The organism is Citrobacter sp. MNAZ 1397, assembly GCF_023613995.1.
In the GTDB taxonomy this organism is placed as follows: domain Bacteria; phylum Pseudomonadota; class Gammaproteobacteria; order Enterobacterales; family Enterobacteriaceae; genus Phytobacter; species Phytobacter ursingii.
In genome coordinates this window covers 69175-92708 of the sequence record NZ_JAKIVH010000009.1, presented here as the reverse complement: position 1 = coordinate 92708, position 23534 = coordinate 69175, and the positions used below count along the sequence as shown (strand labels likewise).

At 53.3% G+C, this 23534-nt stretch carries 21 protein-coding genes, 3 tRNA genes and 1 pseudogene; 11 read left to right on the top strand and 14 right to left on the bottom strand.

Features of this window, described 5'->3' with window-relative positions; translation table 11 throughout:
- The 7 genes and pseudogenes from gudD to syd all read right to left on the bottom strand — a co-directional run.
- Window positions 1–338 (bottom strand): annotated as a pseudogene (gene gudD / locus L2097_RS24385) (glucarate dehydratase); the annotation flags it as partial.
- An 18-nt stretch (window positions 339–356) separates the two neighbouring features.
- Entirely contained in the window at window positions 357–1697 is a 1341-nt protein-coding gene (locus tag L2097_RS24380; protein ID WP_047369058.1) for an enolase C-terminal domain-like protein, read from the bottom strand.
- Window positions 1698–1699: 2 nt separating this feature from the next.
- Complete coding sequence (locus tag L2097_RS24375; RefSeq protein WP_047369057.1) at window positions 1700–3052, bottom strand: MFS transporter; 1353 nt, start codon at window positions 3050–3052, stop codon at window positions 1700–1702.
- A gap of 491 nt (window positions 3053–3543) precedes the next feature.
- Window positions 3544–3993 carry a flavodoxin gene (locus L2097_RS24370; RefSeq protein ID WP_250353833.1) on the bottom strand — a complete coding sequence of 150 codons (450 nt, stop codon included), beginning with the start codon at window positions 3991–3993 and terminating at the stop codon, window positions 3544–3546.
- A 17-nt stretch (window positions 3994–4010) separates the two neighbouring features.
- Entirely contained in the window at window positions 4011–4793 is a 783-nt protein-coding gene (gene truC, locus L2097_RS24365; protein ID WP_250353832.1) for a tRNA pseudouridine(65) synthase TruC, read from the bottom strand.
- Window positions 4793–5122: a YqcC family protein gene (locus tag L2097_RS24360; protein WP_047373179.1), complete on the bottom strand. Its 330-nt coding sequence runs from the start codon at window positions 5120–5122 to the stop codon at window positions 4793–4795. The genes truC and L2097_RS24360 overlap by 1 nt, the downstream gene beginning before the upstream one ends.
- A gap of 640 nt (window positions 5123–5762) precedes the next feature.
- Window positions 5763–6308, bottom strand: a complete 546-nt coding sequence (gene syd, locus L2097_RS24355) for a SecY-interacting protein (protein WP_047369054.1) — start codon at window positions 6306–6308, stop codon at window positions 5763–5765.
- A gap of 70 nt (window positions 6309–6378) precedes the next feature.
- On the opposite strand from syd, the gene queF reads away from it, so the two are divergent.
- The 5 genes from queF (at window position 6379) to xni (ending at window position 12740) form a co-directional block, all read left to right on the top strand.
- On the top strand, window positions 6379–7224 hold the full coding sequence (gene queF, locus L2097_RS24350) for an NADPH-dependent 7-cyano-7-deazaguanine reductase QueF (protein WP_047369053.1): 846 nt from the start codon (window positions 6379–6381) through the stop codon (window positions 7222–7224).
- 118 nt (window positions 7225–7342) lie between these two features.
- Window positions 7343–8707, top strand: coding sequence for a nucleotide 5'-monophosphate nucleosidase PpnN (ppnN, locus tag L2097_RS24345; protein WP_047369052.1), 1365 nt, complete (start codon window positions 7343–7345; stop codon window positions 8705–8707).
- Window positions 8708–9152: 445 nt separating this feature from the next.
- Window positions 9153–10442: an HAAAP family serine/threonine permease gene (locus L2097_RS24340; RefSeq protein ID WP_250353831.1), complete on the top strand. Its 1290-nt coding sequence runs from the start codon at window positions 9153–9155 to the stop codon at window positions 10440–10442.
- Between the two features lie 64 nt (window positions 10443–10506).
- Window positions 10507–11874: an L-serine ammonia-lyase gene (locus L2097_RS24335; protein ID WP_085007643.1), complete on the top strand. Its 1368-nt coding sequence runs from the start codon at window positions 10507–10509 to the stop codon at window positions 11872–11874.
- A 110-nt stretch (window positions 11875–11984) separates the two neighbouring features.
- The gene (gene xni / locus L2097_RS24330) at window positions 11985–12740 is read left to right on the top strand and encodes a flap endonuclease Xni (protein WP_047369049.1); all 756 of its coding nucleotides are present in this window, start codon (window positions 11985–11987) and stop codon (window positions 12738–12740) included.
- 143 nt (window positions 12741–12883) lie between these two features.
- Here the strand turns inward: xni and rlmM are convergent, their stop codons facing one another.
- The 4 genes from rlmM to L2097_RS24310 all read right to left on the bottom strand — a co-directional run bounded on the left by rlmM (window position 12884) and on the right by L2097_RS24310 (window position 15906).
- The gene (rlmM, locus tag L2097_RS24325; protein ID WP_047369048.1) at window positions 12884–13984 is read right to left on the bottom strand and encodes a 23S rRNA (cytidine(2498)-2'-O)-methyltransferase RlmM; all 1101 of its coding nucleotides are present in this window, start codon (window positions 13982–13984) and stop codon (window positions 12884–12886) included.
- Window positions 13977–14372: a DUF423 domain-containing protein gene (locus L2097_RS24320; RefSeq protein ID WP_039077090.1), complete on the bottom strand. Its 396-nt coding sequence runs from the start codon at window positions 14370–14372 to the stop codon at window positions 13977–13979. The genes rlmM and L2097_RS24320 overlap by 8 nt, the downstream gene beginning before the upstream one ends.
- A 38-nt stretch (window positions 14373–14410) precedes the next feature.
- Window positions 14411–15325, bottom strand: coding sequence for a glycine cleavage system transcriptional regulator GcvA (gene gcvA, locus L2097_RS24315; protein WP_047369047.1), 915 nt, complete (start codon window positions 15323–15325; stop codon window positions 14411–14413).
- Window positions 15326–15675: 350 nt separating this feature from the next.
- Entirely contained in the window at window positions 15676–15906 is a 231-nt protein-coding gene (locus L2097_RS24310; protein WP_039077092.1) for a YgdI/YgdR family lipoprotein, read from the bottom strand.
- 192 nt (window positions 15907–16098) lie between these two features.
- On the opposite strand from L2097_RS24310, the gene csdA reads away from it, so the two are divergent.
- Together csdA and csdE are read left to right on the top strand one after the other, a co-directional pair.
- Window positions 16099–17304, top strand: a complete 1206-nt coding sequence (csdA, locus tag L2097_RS24305) for a cysteine desulfurase CsdA (RefSeq protein ID WP_250353834.1) — start codon at window positions 16099–16101, stop codon at window positions 17302–17304.
- A complete protein-coding gene (csdE, locus tag L2097_RS24300; protein WP_250353830.1) occupies window positions 17304–17753 on the top strand; it encodes a cysteine desulfurase sulfur acceptor subunit CsdE in 450 nt (149 codons plus the stop codon). The genes csdA and csdE overlap by 1 nt, the downstream gene beginning before the upstream one ends.
- Here the strand turns inward: csdE and tcdA are convergent.
- Both tcdA and mltA read right to left on the bottom strand, forming a co-directional pair.
- Complete coding sequence (gene tcdA, locus L2097_RS24295; RefSeq protein ID WP_250353829.1) at window positions 17738–18550, bottom strand: tRNA cyclic N6-threonylcarbamoyladenosine(37) synthase TcdA; 813 nt, start codon at window positions 18548–18550, stop codon at window positions 17738–17740. The genes csdE and tcdA overlap by 16 nt on opposite strands.
- 362 nt (window positions 18551–18912) lie before the next feature.
- Complete coding sequence (gene mltA / locus L2097_RS24290; protein WP_047369043.1) at window positions 18913–20010, bottom strand: murein transglycosylase A; 1098 nt, start codon at window positions 20008–20010, stop codon at window positions 18913–18915.
- A 204-nt stretch (window positions 20011–20214) separates the two neighbouring features.
- Between mltA and L2097_RS24285 the strand changes: the two genes are divergently transcribed.
- From L2097_RS24285 to L2097_RS24275, 3 genes are all read left to right on the top strand, one after another.
- Window positions 20215–20291, top strand: a tRNA-Met gene (locus tag L2097_RS24285).
- A gap of 45 nt (window positions 20292–20336) precedes the next feature.
- Window positions 20337–20413, top strand: a tRNA-Met gene (locus tag L2097_RS24280).
- Window positions 20414–20457: 44 nt separating this feature from the next.
- Window positions 20458–20534 (top strand) — tRNA-Met (locus tag L2097_RS24275).
- A 154-nt stretch (window positions 20535–20688) separates the two neighbouring features.
- Here the strand turns inward: L2097_RS24275 and amiC are convergent.
- Complete coding sequence (gene amiC, locus L2097_RS24270; protein WP_071845827.1) at window positions 20689–21942, bottom strand: N-acetylmuramoyl-L-alanine amidase AmiC; 1254 nt, start codon at window positions 21940–21942, stop codon at window positions 20689–20691.
- Between the two features lie 226 nt (window positions 21943–22168).
- On the opposite strand from amiC, the gene argA reads away from it, so the two are divergent.
- Window positions 22169–23500, top strand: a complete 1332-nt coding sequence (gene argA / locus L2097_RS24265) for an amino-acid N-acetyltransferase (protein WP_047373178.1) — start codon at window positions 22169–22171, stop codon at window positions 23498–23500.
- Window positions 23501–23534: the final 34 nt, after the last annotated feature.

Below are 23534 nucleotides of genomic sequence, written 5' to 3'. Positions count from 1 at the left end.
ACCACGTGGATGGTGGTGCGCAGGTCAAAGGTCTGCAGGCCACGGCCCGCGGCGTCGCGGTCAGCAAAGGCGCTGCGCACCCCGTTGAGGACGTTTTTGTAGGCGCCGAGGATTTTGCCGACAATCAGCGGGGCGGCGTCTTCCAGGGTCTGGCGGATTTTTTCGCCGCCGGGGACTTCGCCGACGCCGGTATTGCCGGCATTGTCGGTGATGATGACGATGTTACGGGTGAAGAACGGCGCATGCGCGCCGCTCAGGTTCATCAACATGCTGTCATGCCCGGCAACCGGGATGACTTTTACGGAGGTAACAACAGGCGTCGAACTTTGCGTGCTCATCGTGGATCCTTTTGTCTGTTACTGACGTCCAAATACCGGGCGTTTTCTGTCAAATTTCCAGCCGGGGATCAGGTACTGCATCGGACCCGCGTCGTTACGCGCACCACCTGGCAGGCTTTTGTAGATGGCATGGGCTTTTTCAATCTGCGCCCAGTCAATCTCCACGCCCAGACCCGGCGCCTCCGGCACGGCAATCTGCCCGCGCTTGATTTCCAGCGGCTGTTTCGTCAGGCGCGCTTCGCCCTCCTGCCAGATCCAGTGGGTGTCGATGGCCGTCGGATTACCCGGTGCCGCCGCCCCAACGTGGGTGAACATTGCCAGCGAGATATCGAAATGGTTGTTGGAGTGGCAACCCCAGGTCAGGCCCCAGTCATCGCACAATTGCGCCACGCGTACCGCACCCGACAGCGTCCAGAAGTGCGGATCTGCCAGCGGGATGTCTACCGCATTCAGCATGACCGAGTGGCCCATTTCGCGCCAGTTGGTCGCTATCATGTTGGTGGCGACAGGCAAACCGGTGGCACGACGAAATTCCGCCATCACTTCACGCCCGGAAAAACCCTGCTCAGCGCCACACGGATCTTCTGCGTAGGTCAATACATCCTGGAGGCCTTTACACAGTTCGATCGCTTCATCAAGCAGCCAGGCGCCGTTCGGGTCCACGGTGATACGCGCGTCCGGGAACCGTTTTTTCAGGGCGCGGGCCGTATCAATTTCTTTCTCGCCAGGCAGCACGCCGCCTTTCAGTTTGAAGTCTTTGAAACCATAGCGGTCCTGAGATGCCTCGGCCAGACGCACAACCGCGTCGCTGTTCATTGCTTCCTGGTGACGCAGACGGTACCAGTCGTGGTTGCCGTCGGTTTTATCGAGGTAGGGCAGATCGGTTTTGGTGCGGTCGCCAATATAGAACAGATAGCCCAGCACGGTGACTGCATCACGCTGTTTGCCCGGCCCCAGCAGTTCGCAGACCGGCACGTTCAGCGCTTTACCTAACAGGTCAAGCAGGGCGGCTTCAAGCGCGGCCACGGCATTAACACGCAGTTCAAAGGTCCATGCGCCTTTGCCAAAATTGTCGAAATCGCTCGCCTGGTTACCTTTGTGAACACGCTGAACCACTTTGTTCAGTCGCGCGACTTCCTGCCCCAGCACCATCGGGATAGCATCCACCAGCGTCTGGTAAATCACTTCCCCACCCGGTGCTTCGCCAACGCCGGTGTTACCGGCGTTGTCTGTCAGTACTACGATGTTACGTGTGAAATAAGCGTTATGCGCGCCGCCAATGTTCATTAGCATGCTGTCATGCCCGGCAACCGGAATGACTTTCATGTCTGTAATGACGGGGCTTGCTTGCGTACTCATAATTATCGTCCTGTGACAGGTTTCAGTTCGATACGTTTGATATCACCCACCAATACCAGGTAGCTCAATACTGCCACCAGAGCATGGATACCAACGTAGATCAGCGCGCCGTTAAATGACCCTGTAGTCCCAACGATGTAACCGATAGCAATCGGGGTAACGATACCGGAGATGTTACCGAACATATTGAACAGGCCACCGCTCAGACCGCTGATTTCCTTCGGCGCCGTGTCGGCCATAACCGCCCAACCCAACGCACCGATGCCTTTACCGAAGAAGGCCATGGACATGAAGCCGATAATCATCCATTCGACGTCGGTATAGTTACAGAACACCATCACCATGGAGAGCAACATACCAAGCACGATGGGTGTTTTACGTGCAATGTTCAGAGAGCCTGTACGACGCATTAACCAGTCAGAGATAATCCCGCCGAGCACACCACCCGCAAAACCACAAATTGCCGGGATGGACGCGATAAAGCCGGCTTTCAAAATAGACATACCGCGAGCCTGAACCAGGTAAACCGGGAACCAGGTAATAAAGAAGTATGTCAGGGCGTTGATGCAATACTGACCGAGATAAACGCCAATCATCATACGGGAGCCAAGCAGTTGCTTGATCTGTCCCCATTTTTCGCTGAATGGTACTTTCGCTTTGTCGCTTTTCTGATCCATGTTGATCAGTGCGCCGCCTTCTGCGATGTATTCGAGCTCTTTCTTATTCACTTTAGGATGCTGGTTCGGCTCGTAAATCACCTTCAGCCAAATGAAGCTAATAACGATCCCCAGACCACCCATGAAGAAGAACACGTGCGACCAGCCCACCTCATGCGTTAACCACCCCATAATCGGTGCGAAAATGACCGTTGCGAAGTACTGTGCGGAGTTGAAAATCGCCACTGCCGTGCCCCTTTCCTGGGCCGGGAACCAGGCCGCAACGATGCGACTGTTGCCAGGAAAAGAGGGTGATTCAGCCAGCCCCACCAGGAAGCGCAGGGTGAACAGGGCAACGATGATGCCGAAGCCACTGAAAATATCGACAAACCCTTGCAACAGGGTAAACAGGGACCAGATAAATATGGACCAGAAATAAACACGTTTGGAACCAAAGCGGTCAAGCAGCCAGCCGCCTGGAATCTGCCCGATTACATAGGCCCAGGAAAACGCGGAGAAAACATAGCCCATACCGATGGGATCAAGGCCAATATCTTTGGCCATTTCTGAACCGGCGATTGACAGCGTGGCCCGGTCACCGTAGTTGAAGGATGTGACGATAAACAACATCACCACTATCCAGTAGCGAGCATTGGTACGCTTTTCAGCGCTGCTCGCTGCTTGGCTTAATGTACTCATTGTTGTACTCCCGAAGCATAAATGTTCATGTACATTCATCCGGAACAGGACAACCTGTAGGGGTGAACCGAATGATGTATCTGTGTTTTTTGCAGTTTTACTGCCGGGTCGCTATTCCCTGCGTACTGCGTTTTTTTAACTTGCGGGAAAAGTATAAAAAGGGGTACCTGAACTCTCACCGTGCAACAACACAACATTGTCCGGTCACGGCATGAAGGTTTCTTGCAAAAGCCCAGGGGGATGGGGACTAACTCACGGAAATGAAAAGTTGGGGCGCTAACATTTGGTTAAAAGTCAGCCTGTTTTGAATAATGTGAAACGTATCGCTTGACGCAGTGTAAATGCCCTTTTAGCTCGCGGGAAGAAGGGTGTTTTTGCAGGCAAACGCCCAAAGCTTACTCGATTCAGTTACCGCATAATGTGCCACGTCGCTATTTTACCGCTTACGGCCAAATAAGTGGGTAGCCCTCCTGTAGGGGGAGGGCAAAACCTTATTTTAACAGTGTCGCCCAATTCTCCACCCACGGGTTAGAAACCGACTCAGGCTCAGGATCCTCACTGGCATCGATCAGCAAAACCTCTCCCACGCGCTGTGCACGTTGTTCCTGCAATAACGCGTCAAACTGTTTCCCGCCGCCGCAGAAATGTGAATATGTGCTGTCGCCCAGGGCAATCACACAATAACGCAGCGCTGGCTGGTACCCGATCTTGTCACGAATGTACTGAAACAACGGCACAATACTGTCCGGTAAATCTCCCTGCCCGGTCGTCGATGTCACCACCAGCGCATATTTATCTTTATATGCATCCCAGTCTGCAGGTTCCGGATCTTCAAATACCGTCGCGCTGTGCCCCTGTTCGTTCAGAATCGTTTGCGCCTCTTCGGCAACCAGCAACGCATTGCCGTACATCGTGCCAACAAAAATTCCGACTTCCGCCATGGTGCTCACTCCTTGCGTTAAATGTGAATCTCGCCATCCTGACCGCACGGCGAGACAAACTCAACCCTTTCATTATCAGGGAGAAGTCCCTGCCAGCCAAATTGCGACAACGCCCGCATCCAGACATTATCCAGCCCGGCATGTAGCGTCAGCGGTTCGCCAGTAAACGGGTGAGTGAGCGTTAACTGACTGGCATGGAGCATCAGGCGGTTACAGCCAAAGTGCTCTGCCGCGCTGCGGTTCTGACGCAAATCGCCATGTTTACTGTCACCGATAATCGGGTGGCGTAAATGGGCGAGATGGCGACGGAGCTGGTGCTTACGCCCGGTTTGTGGGAGCAGTTCGACAAGGCCGTAACGCGTGGTAGGAAATTTACTGGTCGCCACCGGCATTTCGGTCGTCGCCATACCGCGATAGTGCGTCAATGCTGGCTGCGGGCCTTTATCTTCGCGGGCAAATTTGTCTGCGATTTTATCCAGCTCTTCAACCAGCGGATAATCCAGTACCGCTTCATCCATCAACCAGCCGCGCACAATGGCGTGGTAACGCTTCTGTATTTGGTGCTGCTCAAATTGCTGCGCCAGAAGGCGTCCCGCCTCACTCGATAACCCCATCAGCAGTACGCCGGAGGTGGGTCTGTCGAGACGATGCGCAGTAAAAACATGCTGACCAATCTGGTCGCGGACGGTTTGCATCACCACCACTTTTTCATCGCGATCGAGCCAGCTTCGGTGTACCAGCCAGCCTGACGGTTTATTCACCGCAACCAGCCATTCGTCCTGATAGATAATTTCAAGCATCAGGCATCGTCATCTGAGAAGAGCGCATCGAGTTTTTGCAGCTGCACAAGAATGACATCGCGCGCGGGATGCGTCGAGTCGAGCGCAATTTCGTAGTAAGGCGCAATAGCGAAGGATTCGGGCAGCGGATGTTCACCGTCCAGCAAGGCGTGCATGCGGGGAATCAATACCCATTGCAGCCACTCGAACGGCTCGAGGGTATCCATACAGAAAGGTTGAGTACTGTTGAATACGCTGGCGTCCGGCGCGACGGACTGCCATTGGTTGTGCTCACGTAACAGCGCCTCAATAAGCTGTAATTGCTGGCGCACGCGGGAAGGAAGCGTCATGAAAACCTCGATAACAAACAGACTGGCGCGCAGGATAGCATCTGTGGCGAGAAATAAAAAAAGGGAGCACTGTAAAAACAGTGCTCCCGGTTCGTTTCGCAGCAATCCAGCTACTTTTCGTGCTCCCTGCTCATCCTTGACAACTTTTCCTGCGGGTCTCCTGACCCTTGTTCATCCTTAAACTAGCGCATCCTGCCCACACCACCCCGATGTGGATTAGCCTCATCCGTAAAGCGTGTCCTTGATCTTCCTGATCCGCCGAACATCCCGACCGGCTCTCATTCTCCCTCCTGGAGGTGTCCTTTAATGCGTTCCTGCATTTTCCCTTTTACTTTATCCAGAAGCCTGTCCGTGAAGCACCATCCTGGTGTATCCCGTCTCGAAACAACATCATCCTGATGTTCGTTTCAGTGTGCGACTCCGTGTCGACGTAGATAGAATTACCCATTCCTCTTCGTCTTACAAGTGCGCCTAAGGCAAATATTTTCCCTGTTGACTATAAATTAACTAAGGTTATTTTTACTAACCTATTGATTTTAGTGAATAAATAAAATAAGCGCGAGCAAATGACGCTGAAGCGTGCAGGTGATCTCTCACAAGCTTTGTAAGAGATCTCTCACAAGATGAGTAGCAATAAAGATTACAGAACAGGCTCAAGTTGATTGAGGAAGTCCGCAAGATCTGAGGAAAGGACCGTACGCTTGCGAGTGCCCAATGTCTCTTTAATCACCTCGCCAGTTAGATTGCACAGCGAAATCACATCAATGTCGCTGTCCAGCGTAGCAATAAAAAGTGTAGGCGAAAGCTTGAGTCTTTTCTGGGTCACCAGGTGGCCAATCAGGTTCTCCTGCACTCGCTGGAAGTCGTCAGCGCTCCAGGTTTGCAGTAGTGTAAGCGTTTCCCCACGGAACGTCGCTTGCATATCCCCGGCAAATTGTGTGGCATAAAACGCGCGAAGCGCAGGTTGTACCATAATATCCATCGCACGTTCAATCGCGTTTACATTTTGCTCTGGTAAAAAGGGCTGTGGCTGCCACGTGACGAGGGTATCGGTCGACGAGATAATGCACGGTGAGGGCACGCCATACAACTCTTCACTCTGCGGCCAGGTACCGTACGACTGCTGCCATGCATCGCAATAGCGTTTAGTAAACGCTTTCAGGGCAAGGGCTATCTCTTTTTCCACCGCTTTCTCTCTCTATCTAAGCCAGGATACACTTTGCCTATTAGTGTACCCGTAAATATGGCGATGAAACATGTCTTCCTATGATAACCACCAGGCGCTTTCTGGCCTGACGCTTGGCAAAACCACCGACTACCGCGATCGCTACGACGCCAGCCTGCTGCAAGGCGTTCCCCGCAGCCTGAACCGCGATCCGCTGGGATTAAAAGCAGAGAGTCTGCCCTTCCATGGCGCAGATATCTGGACGTTGTATGAGCTGTCCTGGCTTAATGCCAGGGGTCTGCCGCAGGTAGCAGTCGGTCATGTAGAGCTGAACTACGCCAGTATCAATCTGGTGGAATCCAAAAGCTTTAAGCTCTACCTCAACAGCTTCAACCAGACCCGCTTCGCAAGCTGGGACGAGGTGCGTGACACACTTGAGCGCGATCTGAGCGCCTGCGCGCAAGGCGCTGTGACGGTTGCCCTGTACCGACTCGATGAAATTGAAGGCCAGCCGATTGCCCACTTCCACGGCAGTTGCATTGATGATCAGGATATCGTCATTGATAACTACGCCTTCGATGCCAATCTGCTTACCGACGCGGCAAGCGGCAAAGTGATAGAAGAGACGCTGGTCAGCCATCTGCTGAAATCCAACTGTCTGATTACCCACCAGCCTGACTGGGGCTCTGTGCAAATCCAGTATCGTGGTCCGAAAATTGACCGGGAAAAACTGCTGCGTTATCTGGTCTCATTCCGCCATCACAACGAATTCCATGAGCAGTGCGTCGAGCGCATCTTTACCGATATTCAGCGTTTTTGTCAGCCGGAGAGCTTAAGTGTTTACGCCCGCTATACCCGACGCGGTGGGCTGGATATCAACCCGTGGCGCACTAACACCCCGTTTATTCCCGCAACCGGGCGCCTGGTTCGTCAGTAAAGGCACTATTTTTTGCTATCTGCGAGGGAGATTCATCGCAGCAGGTTGTTAAACGTCATAACCCGAGGCTATTGTAATCATCAGGGAAGATACAATTTTCATCCCGTAAGGAGTTCACTTGATTACACATATTAGCCCGCTTGGCTCGATGGATATGTTGTCGCAACTGGAAGTCGACATGCTGAAACGCACGGCCAGTAGCGACCTGTATCAACTGTTTCGTAACTGTTCACTCGCAGTACTTAACTCCGGAAGTCTGACAGATAACAGTAAAGAACTGTTATCTCGTTATGAAAGCTTTGATATCAATGTGTTACGCCGTGAACGCGGCGTAAAACTGGAGCTTATCAACCCGCCGGAAGAGGCGTTTGTCGACGGGCGTATTATTCGCTCTCTGCAGGCAAACCTCTTCGCCGTCCTGCGCGATATTTTATTTGTGAATGGACAAATTCACAGCGCCGGGCGACTCCAGCATCTGAATCTTGAAGACTCTATTCATATCACCAACCTGGTCTTCTCTATTTTGCGCAATGCCCGTGCGCTTCACGTTGGTGAAGCGCCGAACATGGTCGTCTGCTGGGGCGGTCACTCCATTAACGAAACGGAATACCTGTATGCGCGCCGCGTCGGCACCCAGTTGGGCCTGCGCGAACTGAACATCTGCACCGGTTGCGGTCCAGGTGCGATGGAAGCGCCAATGAAAGGCGCGGCAGTGGGACATGCACAGCAGCGTTATAAAGACGGTCGTTTCATCGGTATGACCGAACCTTCTATCATTGCCGCTGAGCCGCCTAACCCGCTGGTCAATGAATTGATCATCATGCCGGATATTGAAAAACGTCTGGAAGCCTTTGTCCGTATCGCCCATGGCATCATCATCTTCCCGGGCGGTGTGGGTACGGCAGAAGAGCTACTCTATCTGCTGGGCATTTTGATGAATCCGGCCAACAAAGATCAGGTATTGCCGCTGATTCTGACCGGGCCGAAAGAGAGTGCCGATTACTTCCGCGTGCTGGATGAGTTTATCGTCAATACGCTGGGGGTTAGCGCACGTCGCCACTATCGCATTGTCATTAACGACGCTGCCGAAGTGGCCCGCCTGATGAAAAAAGCCATGCCACTGGTGAAAGAGAACCGTCGCGAAACGGGCGATGCCTATAGCTTTAACTGGTCAATCCGCATTGCGCCGGATCTCCAGGTACCGTTCGAACCGACGCATGAAAACATGGCCAACCTGAAACTTTATCCTGACCAACCCGTAGAAGTTCTGGCAGCCGATTTGCGTCGGGCCTTCTCGGGTATCGTCACCGGTAACGTGAAGGAAATGGGTATCCGGGCCATTGAAAAATACGGCCCGTATAAAATCCATGGTGACCGCGACATGATGCGTCGCATGGATGATTTACTACAAGGCTTCGTCGCTCAGCACCGTATGAAGCTCCCGGGCTCGGCCTACATTCCTTGCTACGAAATTTGCACCTGAACCATAAGGGCGGCCTATGCCGCCCTTTGGATTATCGCGCCAGCCAATCGTTTGCGTCGCCCTGACGTAACAAATAAACATTCACAAAACCGATATTAATGCTGATAAAACGCTAAAACACGCAAATCAGGCAGCTCTTTTATCGCGTTTTAACTTACACACTTTGCTTGTGAATTCCGCTAATGATAGCCTTCGCGCCCATAAATTTCATGCGGCGATCAGTTAGCAGAGCTTTACCCCAACATTAACCATATAAAAAGTGGATTATTGCATTTGCGATCGGGATCACTGATCCATTCATAACATAAATGTATCGTGCCGCCCGCCAATAGTTACGAGAAGAAATTATAAGAAAACCGTAAAAGCGCAGAATTTCGTATTACCGCCGTGTTCTTTGGCATTGGATTTGACCAAAAAACGGCATTTACTTCCCTGGAGATATTAGATGGAAACGACTCAAACCGGCACCGTTGCTTCAATTGAGACGCGAAGCGCATGGCGTAAAACGGACACCATGTGGATGCTCGGACTGTATGGCACCGCCATTGGCGCAGGGGTTCTGTTCCTGCCCATTAACGCGGGTGTTGGTGGGATGATCCCCCTGATTATTATGGCGATTCTCGCTTTCCCCATGACGTTCTTCGCCCACCGCGGCCTGACCCGTTTCGTCCTTTCTGGTAAAAACCCAGGGGAAGATATCACCGAAGTCGTAGAAGAACACTTCGGTAAAGGCGCTGGCAAGCTGATTACCCTGCTCTATTTCTTTGCTATCTATCCGATCCTGCTGGTCTATAGCGTGGCGATTACCAATACGGTGGAAAGCTTTATGACCCACCAGTTGGCCCTGACCCCGCCGCCGCGCGCTATCCTGTCGCTGATTCTGATTGTCGGCATGATGACCATCGTTCGTTTTGGCGAGCAAATGATCGTCAAAGCGATGAGTATTCTGGTATTCCCGTTTGTGGTCGCACTGATGATGCTGGCGCTGTATCTGGTTCCGCAGTGGAGTACCAGCGCACTGGATACCCTCTCTTTGAGCAATGCAAATGCGACAGGCAATGGTCTGTGGATGACGCTATGGCTGGCGATTCCGGTGATGGTGTTCTCCTTTAACCATTCACCGATTATCTCCTCTTTCGCTGTCGCAAAACGCGAAGAATACGGCGTCGAGGCCGAACGTAAATGTGCGCGCATTCTCTCTTACGCGCACATCATGATGGTACTGACCGTGATGTTCTTTGTGTTCAGTTGTGTACTGAGCCTCTCCCCGGCAGACCTGGCCGCGGCAAAAGCACAGAACATCTCCATCTTGTCGTACCTGGCAAACCACTTTAACGCGCCAGTTATCGCCTGGATGGCGCCGATTATCGCGATTATTGCCATTACCAAATCCTTCCTCGGCCACTATCTTGGTGCGCGCGAAGGCTTTAACGGCATGGTGATTAAATCTCTGCGCGGCAAAGGAAAATCAATTGAAATCAATAAACTGAACAAAATCACCGCGCTGTTTATGCTGGTGACCACCTGGGCCGTTGCGACGCTGAACCCGAGCATTCTTGGGATGATCGAAACCCTGGGCGGCCCGATTATCGCGATGATTCTGTTCCTGATGCCGATGTACGCCATTCATAAAGTACCGGCTATGCGTAAATACAGCGGCCATATCAGCAACCTTTTCGTGGTTGTGATGGGTCTTATTGCTATCTCCGCTATCTTCTTCTCTCTGTTCAGCTAACCCCTTAGCGCCGTCAGCACGACGGCGCTTTTCCTCTGATCTTCTTAGCTATGGATACTGCATCATGATCAGCGTATTCGATATTTTTAAAATCGGTATTGGCCCTTCCAGTTCTCACACCGTTGGGCCAATGAAAGCCGGTAAGCAGTTCACGGACGACCTGATCGCACGCGACATGCTGCAAAACGTCACCCGCGTTGTGGTTGACGTTTACGGTTCCCTCTCACTGACCGGGAAAGGTCACCATACCGATATCGCCATCATTATGGGGCTAGCAGGAAACCTGCCGGACACGGTGGATATCGACGCCATTCCTGATTTTATTCAGGACGTTAATACCCACGGGCGGCTGCTGCTGGCAAATGGCGCCCATGAAGTGGAGTTTCCGGTCGATAAGTGCATGAATTTCCATGCAGATAATTTATCGCTGCATGAAAACGGGATGCGCATCACCGCCCTGAACGGTGAAAAAGTTCTGTATAGCCAGACTTATTACTCTATCGGCGGTGGCTTTATTGTTGATGAAGCTCACTTTGGCCAGAGCAATGACGCCCCTGTCGCCGTTCCTTATCCGTACAAATCCGCGGCGGAGTTGCAGCAGAACTGCCGTGAAAGCGGACTCTCCCTTTCCGGCCTGATGATGCAAAACGAACTGGCGCTGCACAGTAAGGCAGAACTGGAGGCGCATCTTTCCGCCGTATGGGATGTCATGCGCAGTGGAATCGAACGCGGTATCACCACCGAAGGCGTACTGCCGGGCAAACTGCGCGTTCCGCGCCGGGCGGCGGCGTTGCGGCGCCTGCTGGTGAGCAGCGATAAAACCACCAGCGATCCGATGGCAGTGGTCGACTGGATTAATATGTTCGCGCTGGCCGTCAATGAAGAAAACGCGGCGGGCGGTCGTGTGGTGACAGCCCCGACCAACGGCGCCTGCGGCATTGTGCCGGCAGTGTTGGCCTACTACGACAAGTTTATCCGTGAGGTCAACGCTAACTCGCTGGCGCGCTATCTGCTCACTGCCAGCGCTATTGGCTCGCTCTATAAGATGAACGCCTCGATTTCCGGCGCGGAAGTGGGTTGCCAGGGTGAAGTCGGTGTCGCCTGCTCTATGGCCGCCGCCGGGCTGGCTGAACTGCTCGGTGGCAGCCCGGCTCAAGTGTGCATTGCCGCAGAAATCGGCATGGAGCATAATCTTGGCCTGACCTGCGACCCGGTGGCCGGGCAGGTACAGGTACCCTGTATCGAACGAAACGCCATCGCCTCGGTAAAAGCGGTGAACGCCGCGCGGATGGCGCTACGCCGGACCAGCGAGCCGCGCGTTTGCCTGGATAAAGTTATCGAGACCATGTACGAAACGGGCAAGGATATGAACGCCAAATACCGCGAAACCTCTCGCGGTGGGCTGGCGATGAAAATCGTGGCCTGCGATTAATCATCCGACGCCTCGTTTTACGAGGCGTCTTCCCGAATCCCCTGCTGCGGATAGTCTCCTGGCTCCGTCAATGTTACCCTGAGCGCCTGTATCATGGCCTGGAGGGAACGGTGGCTATCCATCTGCTCATTGTTGACGCGCTCAACCTTATTCGACGTATTCATGCAGTTCAGGGGTCGCCCTGCGTCACCACCTGCCAGCACGCGCTGGATCAGCTGATTCTCCACAGCCAACCCACCCATGCGGTCGCCGTATTTGACGATGAGGCCCGCAACCAAAGCTGGCGACACCAGAGGTTGCCCGATTACAAAGCAGGAAGACCGCCGATGCCGGAAACCCTGCATGATGAGATGCCGGACCTGCGTGCTGCATTTGCGCAGCGCGGCGTACAAAGCTGGGTATCGCCGGGCAACGAAGCTGACGATCTGGCCGCCACGCTAGCCTGTAAAGTGGCAACAGCAGGACATCAGGCCACCATTATCTCGACAGATAAAGGCTATTGTCAGCTTCTGGAGCCGGGCATCCGCATTCGCGACTATTTTCAAAAGCGCTGGCTGGATACTCCCTTTATCGCCAGCGAATTTGGCGTTTCGCCGCGGCAACTCCCCGACTACTGGGGTCTTGCGGGCATCAGCAGTTCAAAAATACCGGGGGTCGCAGGGATAGGCCCGAAAAGCGCGGCGCAATTGCTGACCGACTTTCAGGATCTGGAGGGTATTTATGCCCGTCTGGACGAGGTGCCGGAAAAGTGGCGCAAAAAGCTTGCTGAGCATAAGGAGATGGCCTTTGTATGCCGCGATATCTCACGCCTGCAAACGGATATCCATATTGACGGTAATTTGCAGCAACTGCGTCTTTCTCGGTAACCAGCCTACGGGTAACGTCATACCCAGGCCGGAGAGAGCTCATCGGCAATGTAGTAGTAAAGAAAGGGATCACACCGGCATGTAGTCTGTAAAAGCTGGCGAGCAAACTGACCTGCCAGGCAGGTCAGTTTGACAGGAGAGGCTTAGCGCTCGTCGCGACGTCCCCCCACCGCAGCCCACCAGCGACGGACGTGGACTGTCACTTCTTCGCGATCATGGTAAAGCTGGCGCGCCTGGATTTCGGCATTAATGCCATGTTCTTTTAGCTGTTCCTGAATATACGCCAGATTCTGAGAAACCTCTTCATAGCGCTTTTTCATCGGCAACTTGAGGTTGAAAATGGTCTCTCGACACCAGCCATTAACCAGCCACTGCGCCATCAGCGCGGCGACTTTGGCGGGTTTTTCCACCATATCGCAGACCATCCATGAAATGTTGTTACGGTTCGGACGATAGCGGAAGCCATCTTCGCGCAGCCAGGTTACTTGCCCGGTATCCATCAGGCTTTGCGCCATCGGGCCATTATCAACCGAAAAAACCCACATGTTGCGCTTCACCAGTTGATAGGTCCAGCCGCCAGGACAGGCGCCCAGATCCACCGCGTACATACCGTTCGCCAGACGCTCGTCCCATTCATCGGCCGGGATAAACACATGGAACGCCTCTTCCAGTTTCAGCGTTGAGCGGCTCGGCGCATCGGCAGGAAACTTGAGACGCGGAATACCCATATAAAACGGTGAATTGTTGGTGGTGTAAGAGTAGCCGGTATAGCAGCAGCCTGGCGCAATAAAGAACACATGCACCACCGGACGCTTCGGCGTCTCGTAGTTAACCAGAATACCCGCCTCACGCAGCGCCGCACGCAGCGGCACGGTGAATTTGCGGCAGAACTTCATCAGCTCTTTGCTTTCGTTGGTGTCTGCCACTTCAACGCGTAAGTCACCGCCTTTTTCCACGACACCCTGCAACATCCCCACGATCGGAGTGATGCGGTCTTCCGGCGGCAGATTCTGTAACAGCTCGCCTACCACGAACATCTGACGGGCGAAGATCAGCGAACTGAACGGCAGTTCACGCGCCAGTTTGTCCGCGTCATCAGGCTGATAACATTCAAAAATGACATAACCCGCGTTCTCTTTAACGCGGGCAAAACCAAACACCTCACGGCGTCCGGCTTTGTCGGTAATCTCTGCGGCACACTCTTTCTCGAAACCAGGGCGGCACAGTAAAACAACTTTATTCATGAACAACGCCCTTACGTTTCAGACGGATTGCACCAATAAACATTAACACCCACCCTGCCAGGAAGCAGACGCCGCCAACAGGGGTGACAAAGGCCCACAAACGCAGATGTGAAAGCGCCAGACAATACAGACTGCCGCTAAATAACACCGTGCCCAGGGCCAGAAATACACTACTCCAGTAAAACCAGATGCTGATACGACGCTGCATCGCCACCGCCAGTCCCAAAACCGCCAGCGTATGGAATGCCTGGTAGTTAAGGCCGGTCTGGATCCAGCCCATCTCAACAACACCCATCGATTTACTTAAAACATGCGCGCCGAATGCTCCCAGCGCGACATAAACAAAACCGCTCACAGCGGCGAAAATCAACATGAAACGGCTGGTCATGTGCGTACCCTAAAGTCATGCGCTTACCGCGCGTACAATTATTGTTCGTAGCGGAAACGGAATTTTTCCTGTTCGCTTGCCGCTTTTGCCAGGATCCACTGTCGAAAGGCGGCTATTTTACCCAGTTCTGCCTGGCTGTCATGACAAACCAGATAAAACGCGTTCTTACTGACCAGAACATCATTAAATGGGCAGACCAGACGGCCTGCTTCAATTTCGGACTGTGCCATCACATTGTTGGCCAGTGCGATCCCCTGTCCATGGATTGCTGCCTGTAGCACCATCGCGCTATGGCTAAAAATAGGTCCCTGCTGAACGTTAAGACTAAGACCCAATTGCCGCGTATAAGTTTGCCAGTCCCGACGAGACGCATCGTGCAACAGCGTGTGCTGCGCAAGATCTGCCGGCGTTTTCAAAGGCTTATCGCCGGTTAATAATAACGGTGAGCAGACCGGCAGCAGGTATTCCGCGTACAATTTTTCAACACGCAGCCCCGGCCAGTTGCCGCGACCATAAAAAATGGCCACATCAACATCATCCGCCAGTTTGTCTTCCTGACGATCTACGGCCTGAATTCGAACGTCGATTCCCGGATAAGCTGAGTTAAAGCTAGAGAGGCGGGGCACCATCCATTGAATGGCAAAACTGGGCAGCAAACTGACCGTTAACGCCCCTTTCGCACTGCGAGCCTGGAGTTTACGCGTGGCTTCGGTCAGTTGGGAAAATATCTCTTTAATATCCTGAAAATAACTCTGCCCTTCCTCGGTTAATAGCAGAGAACGATTACGCCGACGAAACAATTTGAGCCCCAGAAAATCCTCGAGAGACTTGATTTGGTGGCTTACTGCGGCCTGCGTCACAAATAGCTCATCTGCCGCGCGCGTGAAACTTAAATGGCGTGCTGCAGCATCAAAAACACGTAATGCATTAAGGGGTGGTAATCGCTTGGACATGGTTATCAGGCTTAGATGTTAAGGCGTTTTAACAAACAGGAAACAACATGTAACCTATTAGTTTTTTTTATCTGAGCCATTATAATTTGTCCGTTGAGCTTCTACCAGCAAATACCTATAGTGGCGGCACTTCCTGAGCCGGAACGAGAAGCTTTTTTTGGAATGCGTGTTCTGAAGGGCTTTTGGCTTACGGTTGTGATGTTGTGTTGTTGTGTTTGCAATTGGTCTGAAATTCAGGCCACGGTAGCGAGACTACCCTTTTTCACTTCCTGTACATTTACCCTGTCTGTCCATAGTGATTAATGTAGCACCGCAAGATTGCGGTGCTTTTTTTTGCCCTAAAAACGGCGTTATTTCTTCTCCAGCGCAACCATCTCTTTCACATCGCTACGGTTGATTTGCTGTTCGTTGCCGTTGGCATCTTTATACGAAATCATACCGGTTTGATCATCAGTCTTCGGTTTCCCGTCGGAGACGATCGTACGCCCGTCATTGGTGTGTAAGGCGTAGTTAGGACCGGAACAGGCGCTCAGTGCAAAAGTAAATAAACAGGCAGAAATAATTGCAGCAGTCTTTTTCATCTTCTTCTCCTCATAGCAATTAATGCTAAATAAACCTCAATAACTGACAGGCTTAAACATCCATCTAACACTAAATAGCATAACCTGCTTACAGAAGGTTGCATGGACAAACAGACAATTCCGATGGTTATCAACCTCCTTGCTCCGGGGAGAAATTTGCGCGACGATCAACAGATTGATACGAGGAATACCATGAACGCTTTCAACCCGGCGCAGTTTCGCGCCCAGTTTCCCGCGCTCGCCGATGCCGGTATTTATCTGGACAGCGCAGCCACAGCGCTAAAACCGCAGGCGGTCATCGATGCAACGCAGCAGTTTTATAGCCTGAGCGCCGGTAATGTACACCGCAGCCAGTTCGCCGAAGCGCAAAAACTGACAGCGCGTTACGAGTCCGCCCGCGATCGGGTGGCGACGCTGCTCAATGCCCCGTCGGGCAAGAACATCGTCTGGACGCGCGGTACCACCGAAGCCATCAATATGGTTGCGCAAAGTTATGCACGTCCTCGTCTGAATACCGGCGATGAAATCATCGTCAGCGAAGCCGAGCACCACGCTAATTTGGTACCGTGGCTGATGGTTGCTGAACAGACCGGCGCACGGGTGATCAAGCTGCCGCTGGGAGCAGATAACCTTCCTGATATCAGTCAATTACCGCAGCTTATCACCCCACGCAGCCGCATTCTCGCCCTGGGGCAGATGTCGAACGTCACTGGTGGTTGCCCGAACCTGGAGCAGGCTATCGCTATTGCTCACGAGGCAGGCATGGTCGTGGTGGTGGATGGCGCACAGGGGGTCGTGCACTTCCCGGCAGACGTTCAGCGTCTGGACATCGACTTTTATGCCTTTTCTGGTCACAAGCTCTATGGCCCAACGGGCGTCGGCGTGCTGTACGGTAAATCGCATCTGCTGGAGGCCATGTCACCATGGTTAGGCGGCGGCAAAATGATTACCGAGGTGACATTTGAGGGTTTTCAGACGCAGCCTGTACCGTACAAACTTGAGGCCGGGACGCCAAATGTGGCCGGGGTGATTGGTCTGGGCGCGGCGCTGGAGTGGCTTGATGGTGTTGATATCGCCCAGGCGGAAAGCTACAGCCGTGGGCTGGCGACGCTTGCTGAAGACGCGCTTGCTAAACGCGCAGGCTTTCGCTCTTTCCGCTGCCAGGATTCCAGCCTGCTGGCCTTCGATTTTGACGGCGTACATCACAGCGATATGGTTACTCTGCTGTCGGGTTATGGCATCGCCCTGCGAGCTGGGCAACATTGCGCGCAACCCCTATTGGCAGCGCTTGGGGTAAAAGGGACGCTTCGCGCCTCTTTCGCGCCTTATAATACTCAACATGATGTGGACGCGCTGGTTGACGCCGTTGACCGCGCCTTAGATTTACTGGTGGATTGATGATTAACGTCGCATTTGCCGGGCATCCCTTTGGTCACACCATTACCGAAGAGACGCTACGCCAGACCTTTCTTCCCCTCAAACAGTGGGAAGACAAATACCGCCAGCTGATTTTGCTGGGCAAACAGTTACCCTCGCTTTCCGATGAACTCAAAGCGCAGGCGCGTGAGATTGCTGGCTGTGAAAACCGTGTCTGGCTGGGATATACACTAGCAAAAAACGGCACGCTGCATTTTTTTGGCGACAGCGAAGGTCGGATCGTACGCGGTATGTTGGCCGTGCTGCTGACCGCCATTGAAGGCAAACTGCCGCAGGCATTGCTGGCGGGCGATCCGCTGGCGCTCTTTGACGAACTGGGATTACGCACCGAGCTTAGCGCTTCACGTAATCAGGGGCTGGCGGCCCTGGCCGCCGCCGTGCAGGATGCTGCACGTCAGGCGCTTGCCTGACGCTCCGCTTTTGCCATCATTTTTTTCAGTGCATGGGACACCGCCACAAAACCAAAGGTGGCGGTCACCATGGTCGCGGCGCCAAAACCTGATGCACAATCCATCCGTTTCGGCCCTTCTGCCGTGCTTTTCATGGCGCACACTGAACCATCTGCCTGCGGGTAAACCAGCGCTTCGGTGGAAAAAACACAATCCACACCCAGTTTGCCTTTGCTGTTTTTGACCACGCCAAAATCGCTTTTGAGGCGCTCGCGCAGTTTCGCTGCCAGCGGATCCTGAATAGTCTTCGCCAGATCGGCCACCTGGATTTGCGTCGGATCGATCTGTCCACCCGCACCGCCGGTTGTCACCAACGGAATTTTATTGCGACGGCACCAGGCGATCAGCGCCGCTTTAGGGCGCACGCTATCGATGGCATCAATCACGTAGCTGTAACCGGCCCCTATATACTGGGCGACGTTATCGGCCGTCACGAAATCATCAATCACAGTGACGCGGCACTCCGGGTTGATCAGTGAAATGCGCTGCGCCATTACTTCCGCTTTCGCCAGTCCGACATTATCGCGCAGGGCATGAATTTGCCGGTTGGTATTGGTCACGCAAACATCATCCATATCGATCAAGGTAATAGCGCCAATTCCCGTTCGCGCCAGCGCCTCAGCAACCCATGAACCGACCCCGCCGATACCAACGACGCAGATATGTGAATCGGCAAACAGTTGCAGCGCTTTTTCACCGTATAAACGCGCCGTGCCGCCAAAACGTTGACGCCAGGCATCGCTAATTACCACAGACATAAGACCTCAGATGTAAAACGGGTGAGGTTTCTCCCTCACCCATGATGTTGCTGACAACCCTGGAGCGATGAAATTAGGGGAATTCCCCGGTGGCGCTACGCTTACCGGGGCTACAGGACCGTAGCCCAAATTAAGCGCTTGCGCCGCCATCCGGGACTCTCCCCGGTGGCGCTGCGCTTACCGGGGCTACAGGACCGTAGCCCGAATTAAGCGCTTGCGCCGCCATCCGGGACTCTCCCCGGTGGCGCTGCGCTTACCGGGGCTACAGGACCGTAGCCCGAATTAGGCGCTTGCGCCGCCATCCGGGGCGACACCACTCCATAAATCCATTATTTTTAAAAACCAATTTTAGCGTATCACACTCAGCCGCTAAAGACGTTACCCGCCCCCGGCGCGGTTTTCAGCACCCACACGCGGCCATAATGGTTGTACCACCCGGCGCGGTGACCCGCATCCGGGCCAATGCCCTGATAAATATCAAAGTGCTGGCCTTTGATTGCACCGCCGACATCCAGCGCCACCATCAGCCGTAATTCATACTGACCGGTAAATTTGCCATTCACATCCAGCAACGGCACTTCTGCCAGCAGCGTGGTCCCCGCCGGGATAATGCTGCGATCGGAGGCCACGGAGGCGCGACCAATCAGCGGAACTGCACTCGCCCCTTTCACCGGCGCATAAGATTGGGGTTTAAAGAAGACGAATGACGGGTTCTCTTCCAGCAGCGCGCGCACTTCCGCTTCGCTGTGGGTTTCACCCCAGTGGCGGATAGCCTGCATCGACATATCTTCTTTTTTATACTCGCCACGGTCGATCAGTACTTTCCCGATGCTGCGATAGGCATGGCCATTTTTGCCAGCATAGCTAAAGAAGTTAAGCGGGCTGCCATCGCCAAAATCAATATAGCCGCTGCCCTGAACATCCATGATGAAGTTATCCATCAGCGAATTGCTATACGCCAGCACATAGCTGTCGCTTAATGCGCCTGCGTAAATCTCGGCGCGGGAAGGCAGACGCCCTCGTTTGGGCGGCATGCGGTAAATCGGATACTGGAACTCGCCCTGGCGGGTGTGGCGTGCCTGTATGACCGGTGTGTAGTAACCGGTGAACTGAACGTTACCGTAGTTATCTGCCCCTTCCATCTGCCAGGCATCGATACCGTACTGACGCATCGTGCGGGTATCGCCCCCCGAACGCAGCCACTGCTGTACCGCATTATAAACGTTGCTCTGTCCTGAATAGAGGCGTGGAGAAGCGGTGCGGATTTGATTCACCTGCTCGGCAAAGTCGCCCGCGTTAATCGGTGCGCCAGTCGCATCAGGCTGGTTTACCAGAGAGAAAGGCTGGGAGAATTTCCCGTCCTTATATTGTTGACCGCGATCGGTCGGCTTTGAAGTACAGGCGGCGAGAAGTGCTGCCATTGCGCCTGCGAGTAGATATTTTGCCCAACGTCCTTTCATTTCTCTCATCTTCTGGTTAATCCGGAGCGTGATGAAGATAACAAACCGCCCCTGCTAATGAAATGCGATTGCGCAACCTGACGCAAATGCAGTACAAAAAACAATCTTATCGTACTGTTTTTATACAAATGTCACGCTAATCCGCCATTCCGTTAAAAAAGGGTTGCATCATAATGTTAGCGGAGTATAGTGCGCATCCACGGACGCGGGGTGGAGCAGCCTGGTAGCTCGTCGGGCTCATAACCCGAAGGTCGTCGGTTCAAATCCGGCCCCCGCAACCAATTAAAATAAGAAGTAAATTTACTCGATGGAAGAGTAAACGCGGACGCGGGGTGGAGCAGCCTGGTAGCTCGTCGGGCTCATAACCCGAAGGTCGTCGGTTCAAATCCGGCCCCCGCAACCAATAACAATCTGATGCACATTTACTCGATGAAGAGTAAAGACGGACGCGGGGTGGAGCAGCCTGGTAGCTCGTCGGGCTCATAACCCGAAGGTCGTCGGTTCAAATCCGGCCCCCGCAACCAATACAACAGACACCCTTATGGGTGTTTTTTTGTTTTTATTCTTTGCCCTTCTTGCTGCACCTTTGTTGACTGCCCTCATTCCCCCCGTCACGTACCGTTGTACGCTCCCGGGGATTCATTGTGTTGCCGCCGCGAATAAAAATATGCCTAAAAACTAGCCTCTTCTCGCCAGCGTTGCGCCATCGGCAAAGTACGCCTTAATCCCTGCCAGAATCGACTCCGCCACCTCTTGCTGGAACTTCGCCGTCTTAAGCTTACGCTCTTCTTCCACGTTACTGATAAACGCCGTTTCAACAAGAATCGACGGAATATCCGGCGCTTTCAGTACCGCGAAACCGGCCTGTTCGACACTGTTTTTATGCAGGTTATTAATATTGCCCAGCTTATTGAGCACCGCTTTGCCAAATTTAAGGCTGTCATTGATAGTGAGCGACTGCACCATATCGAACATCGTGTGGTCGAGATAGCGATCGCCGCTTTTGCTCACCCCACCAATCAAGTCGGAGGCATTCTGCGTTTCCGCCAGATATTTCGCCGCAGTACTGGTCGCCCCTTTGGTTGAGAGGGCAAAGACCGACGAACCGCTCGGCTGGCGACTGCTAAAGGCGTCCGCATGAATTGAAACAAACAGGTCGGCGCGCTGCTTCTGCGCTTTCGCGACACGTACCTTCAGCGGGATAAACACATCCTCATTGCGCGTCATGTAGGCTTTCATATTGCCTTCCTGCTCAATCAACGCGCGCAGGCGACGGGCAATTTGCAGCACCACATCTTTTTCACGGGTCCGGTATTTACCAATGGCGCCCGGATCCTCACCGCCATGGCCCGGATCAAGCATAATAACGATCGGTCGATCCCGTCCCGCTTTCCCCGGCTGCGGCCCGCTTTGCGCAGGCGGTACCTGTTTTTCCAGATCGCCCTGGTTGTATTCTTCCAGAAGCGCGAGCAGCGGATCCTGGACATCTTTCGCGTTCGCCGGATAAAGATCCATCACCAGACGTTCTTTAAACCCCGCTACCGGCGCAAGGGCAAAGAGCTGCGGCTTAATATCCTGCTTAAGCTCGAACACCATACGCACCGTTTTTGGATCAAACTGCCCAACGCGCGCAGATTTGATAAAGGGATCATCGCCGCGAATTTGTGCCCCCATCCCTTTCAAAACGGAGTTCAGGTTTACGTCTTCAATATCAACAACCAGCCGATCCGGATTGCTGAGCGCAAACTGGCGATATTTAAGCACACGGTTAGACTCAACGGTCACGCGAGTATAGGTTGACGCAGGCCAGACGCGCACCGCCACCACCTGACTGACGGCGGCAAGACCGACCTGACTCACGCTCAATAACCACATAGCGCCCGCCCCTTGTAACAATCTGCGGCGGCTCAACCTTGATTGACTTCCCGACATGCTTCTCCCGAGCAAAAAAGATGAAATACTAAGTAAACGTCAGATTTGACCGAAAACTTTAACGAATGACGCATAAACTGTCATCTATAAAAGGGTAAACATACACAATCCATGCAAGAGCACGCAGGAATTATTCTTTGTCCAAGGCTAATTTATGGCTTGCACCCGGCGCCATAAAAGAATAAAAATACACAATTTACGAATAATCATGCAGTGAGGGTTGACCGTGGTAAAGGAACGCAGAACCGAACTGGTACAGGGATTTCGCCATTCTGTTCCCTATATAAATACCCATCGGGGAAAAACGTTTGTCATCATGCTGGGTGGCGAAGCCATTGAACATGAAAACTTTTCCAGCATTGTCAGCGACATAGGCTTACTTCACAGCCTGGGCATTCGCCTGGTGGTGGTGTATGGCGCACGTCCGCAGATTGATGCAAATCTTGCCGCGCATAACCACGAACCGGTGTATCACAAACACACCCGCGTGACAGATGCCAAAACGCTTGAACTGGTAAAACAGGCCGCTGGCTTGCTGCAACTGGACATTACCGCACGCCTCTCTATGAGTCTGAACAATACGCCATTGCAGGGCGCGCACATTAACGTCGTCAGCGGCAACTTCATTATCGCCCAACCACTGGGCGTGGATGATGGCGTGGATTATTGCCATAGCGGGCGTATCCGTCGTATCGATGAAGAAGCCATTCACCGTCAGTTAGACAGCGGCGCTATCGTGTTGCTCGGCCCCGTTGCGGTGTCAGTCACGGGCGAAAGCTTCAACCTCACCTCAGAAGAGATTGCGACACAACTGGCCATCAAACTGAAAGCGGAAAAGATGATCGGCTTTTGTTCATCACAGGGCGTCTACAACGAAGATGGGCAGATTGTCTCCGAGATGTTCCCGAACGAAGCCCAGTCCCGGGTCGAATCGCTGGAAGAGCAAGGCGATTATCACTCCGGTACAGTGCGTTTCCTGCGCGGCGCAATGAAAGCCTGTCGAAGTGGCGTACGTCGCAGCCATCTGATCAGTTATCAGGAAGATGGCGCCTTATTGCAGGAGCTGTTTTCCCGTGACGGTATCGGTACGCAGATTGTGATGGAGAGTGCGGAACAGATCCGCCGTGCCACCATTAATGATATCGGCGGCATTCTCGAACTGATTCGCCCCCTGGAGCAGCAAGGTATTCTGGTACGTCGTTCACGCGAGCAGCTGGAGATGGAGATCGATAAATTCACCATCATTCAGCGCGATAACCTGACTATCGCCTGCGCGGCGCTCTATCCGTTCCTGGAAGAAAAAATCGGCGAAATGGCCTGCGTCGCGGTCCATCCGGACTACCGCAGTTCATCACGCGGCGAAGTATTGCTTGAGCGCATTGCAGCCCAGGCGAAACAAATGGGTTTGAGCAAACTGTTTGTCCTCACCACCCGCAGTATCCACTGGTTCCAGGAGCGCGGCTTTACCCCGGTGGATATCGACTCCCTGCCGGAAAGTAAAAAAGAGATGTACAACTATCAGCGACGGTCAAAAGTGCTGATGGCAGATTTGGGGTAGGTTGACCGATAGCCCTTACCGCCGGGTGAGGGCT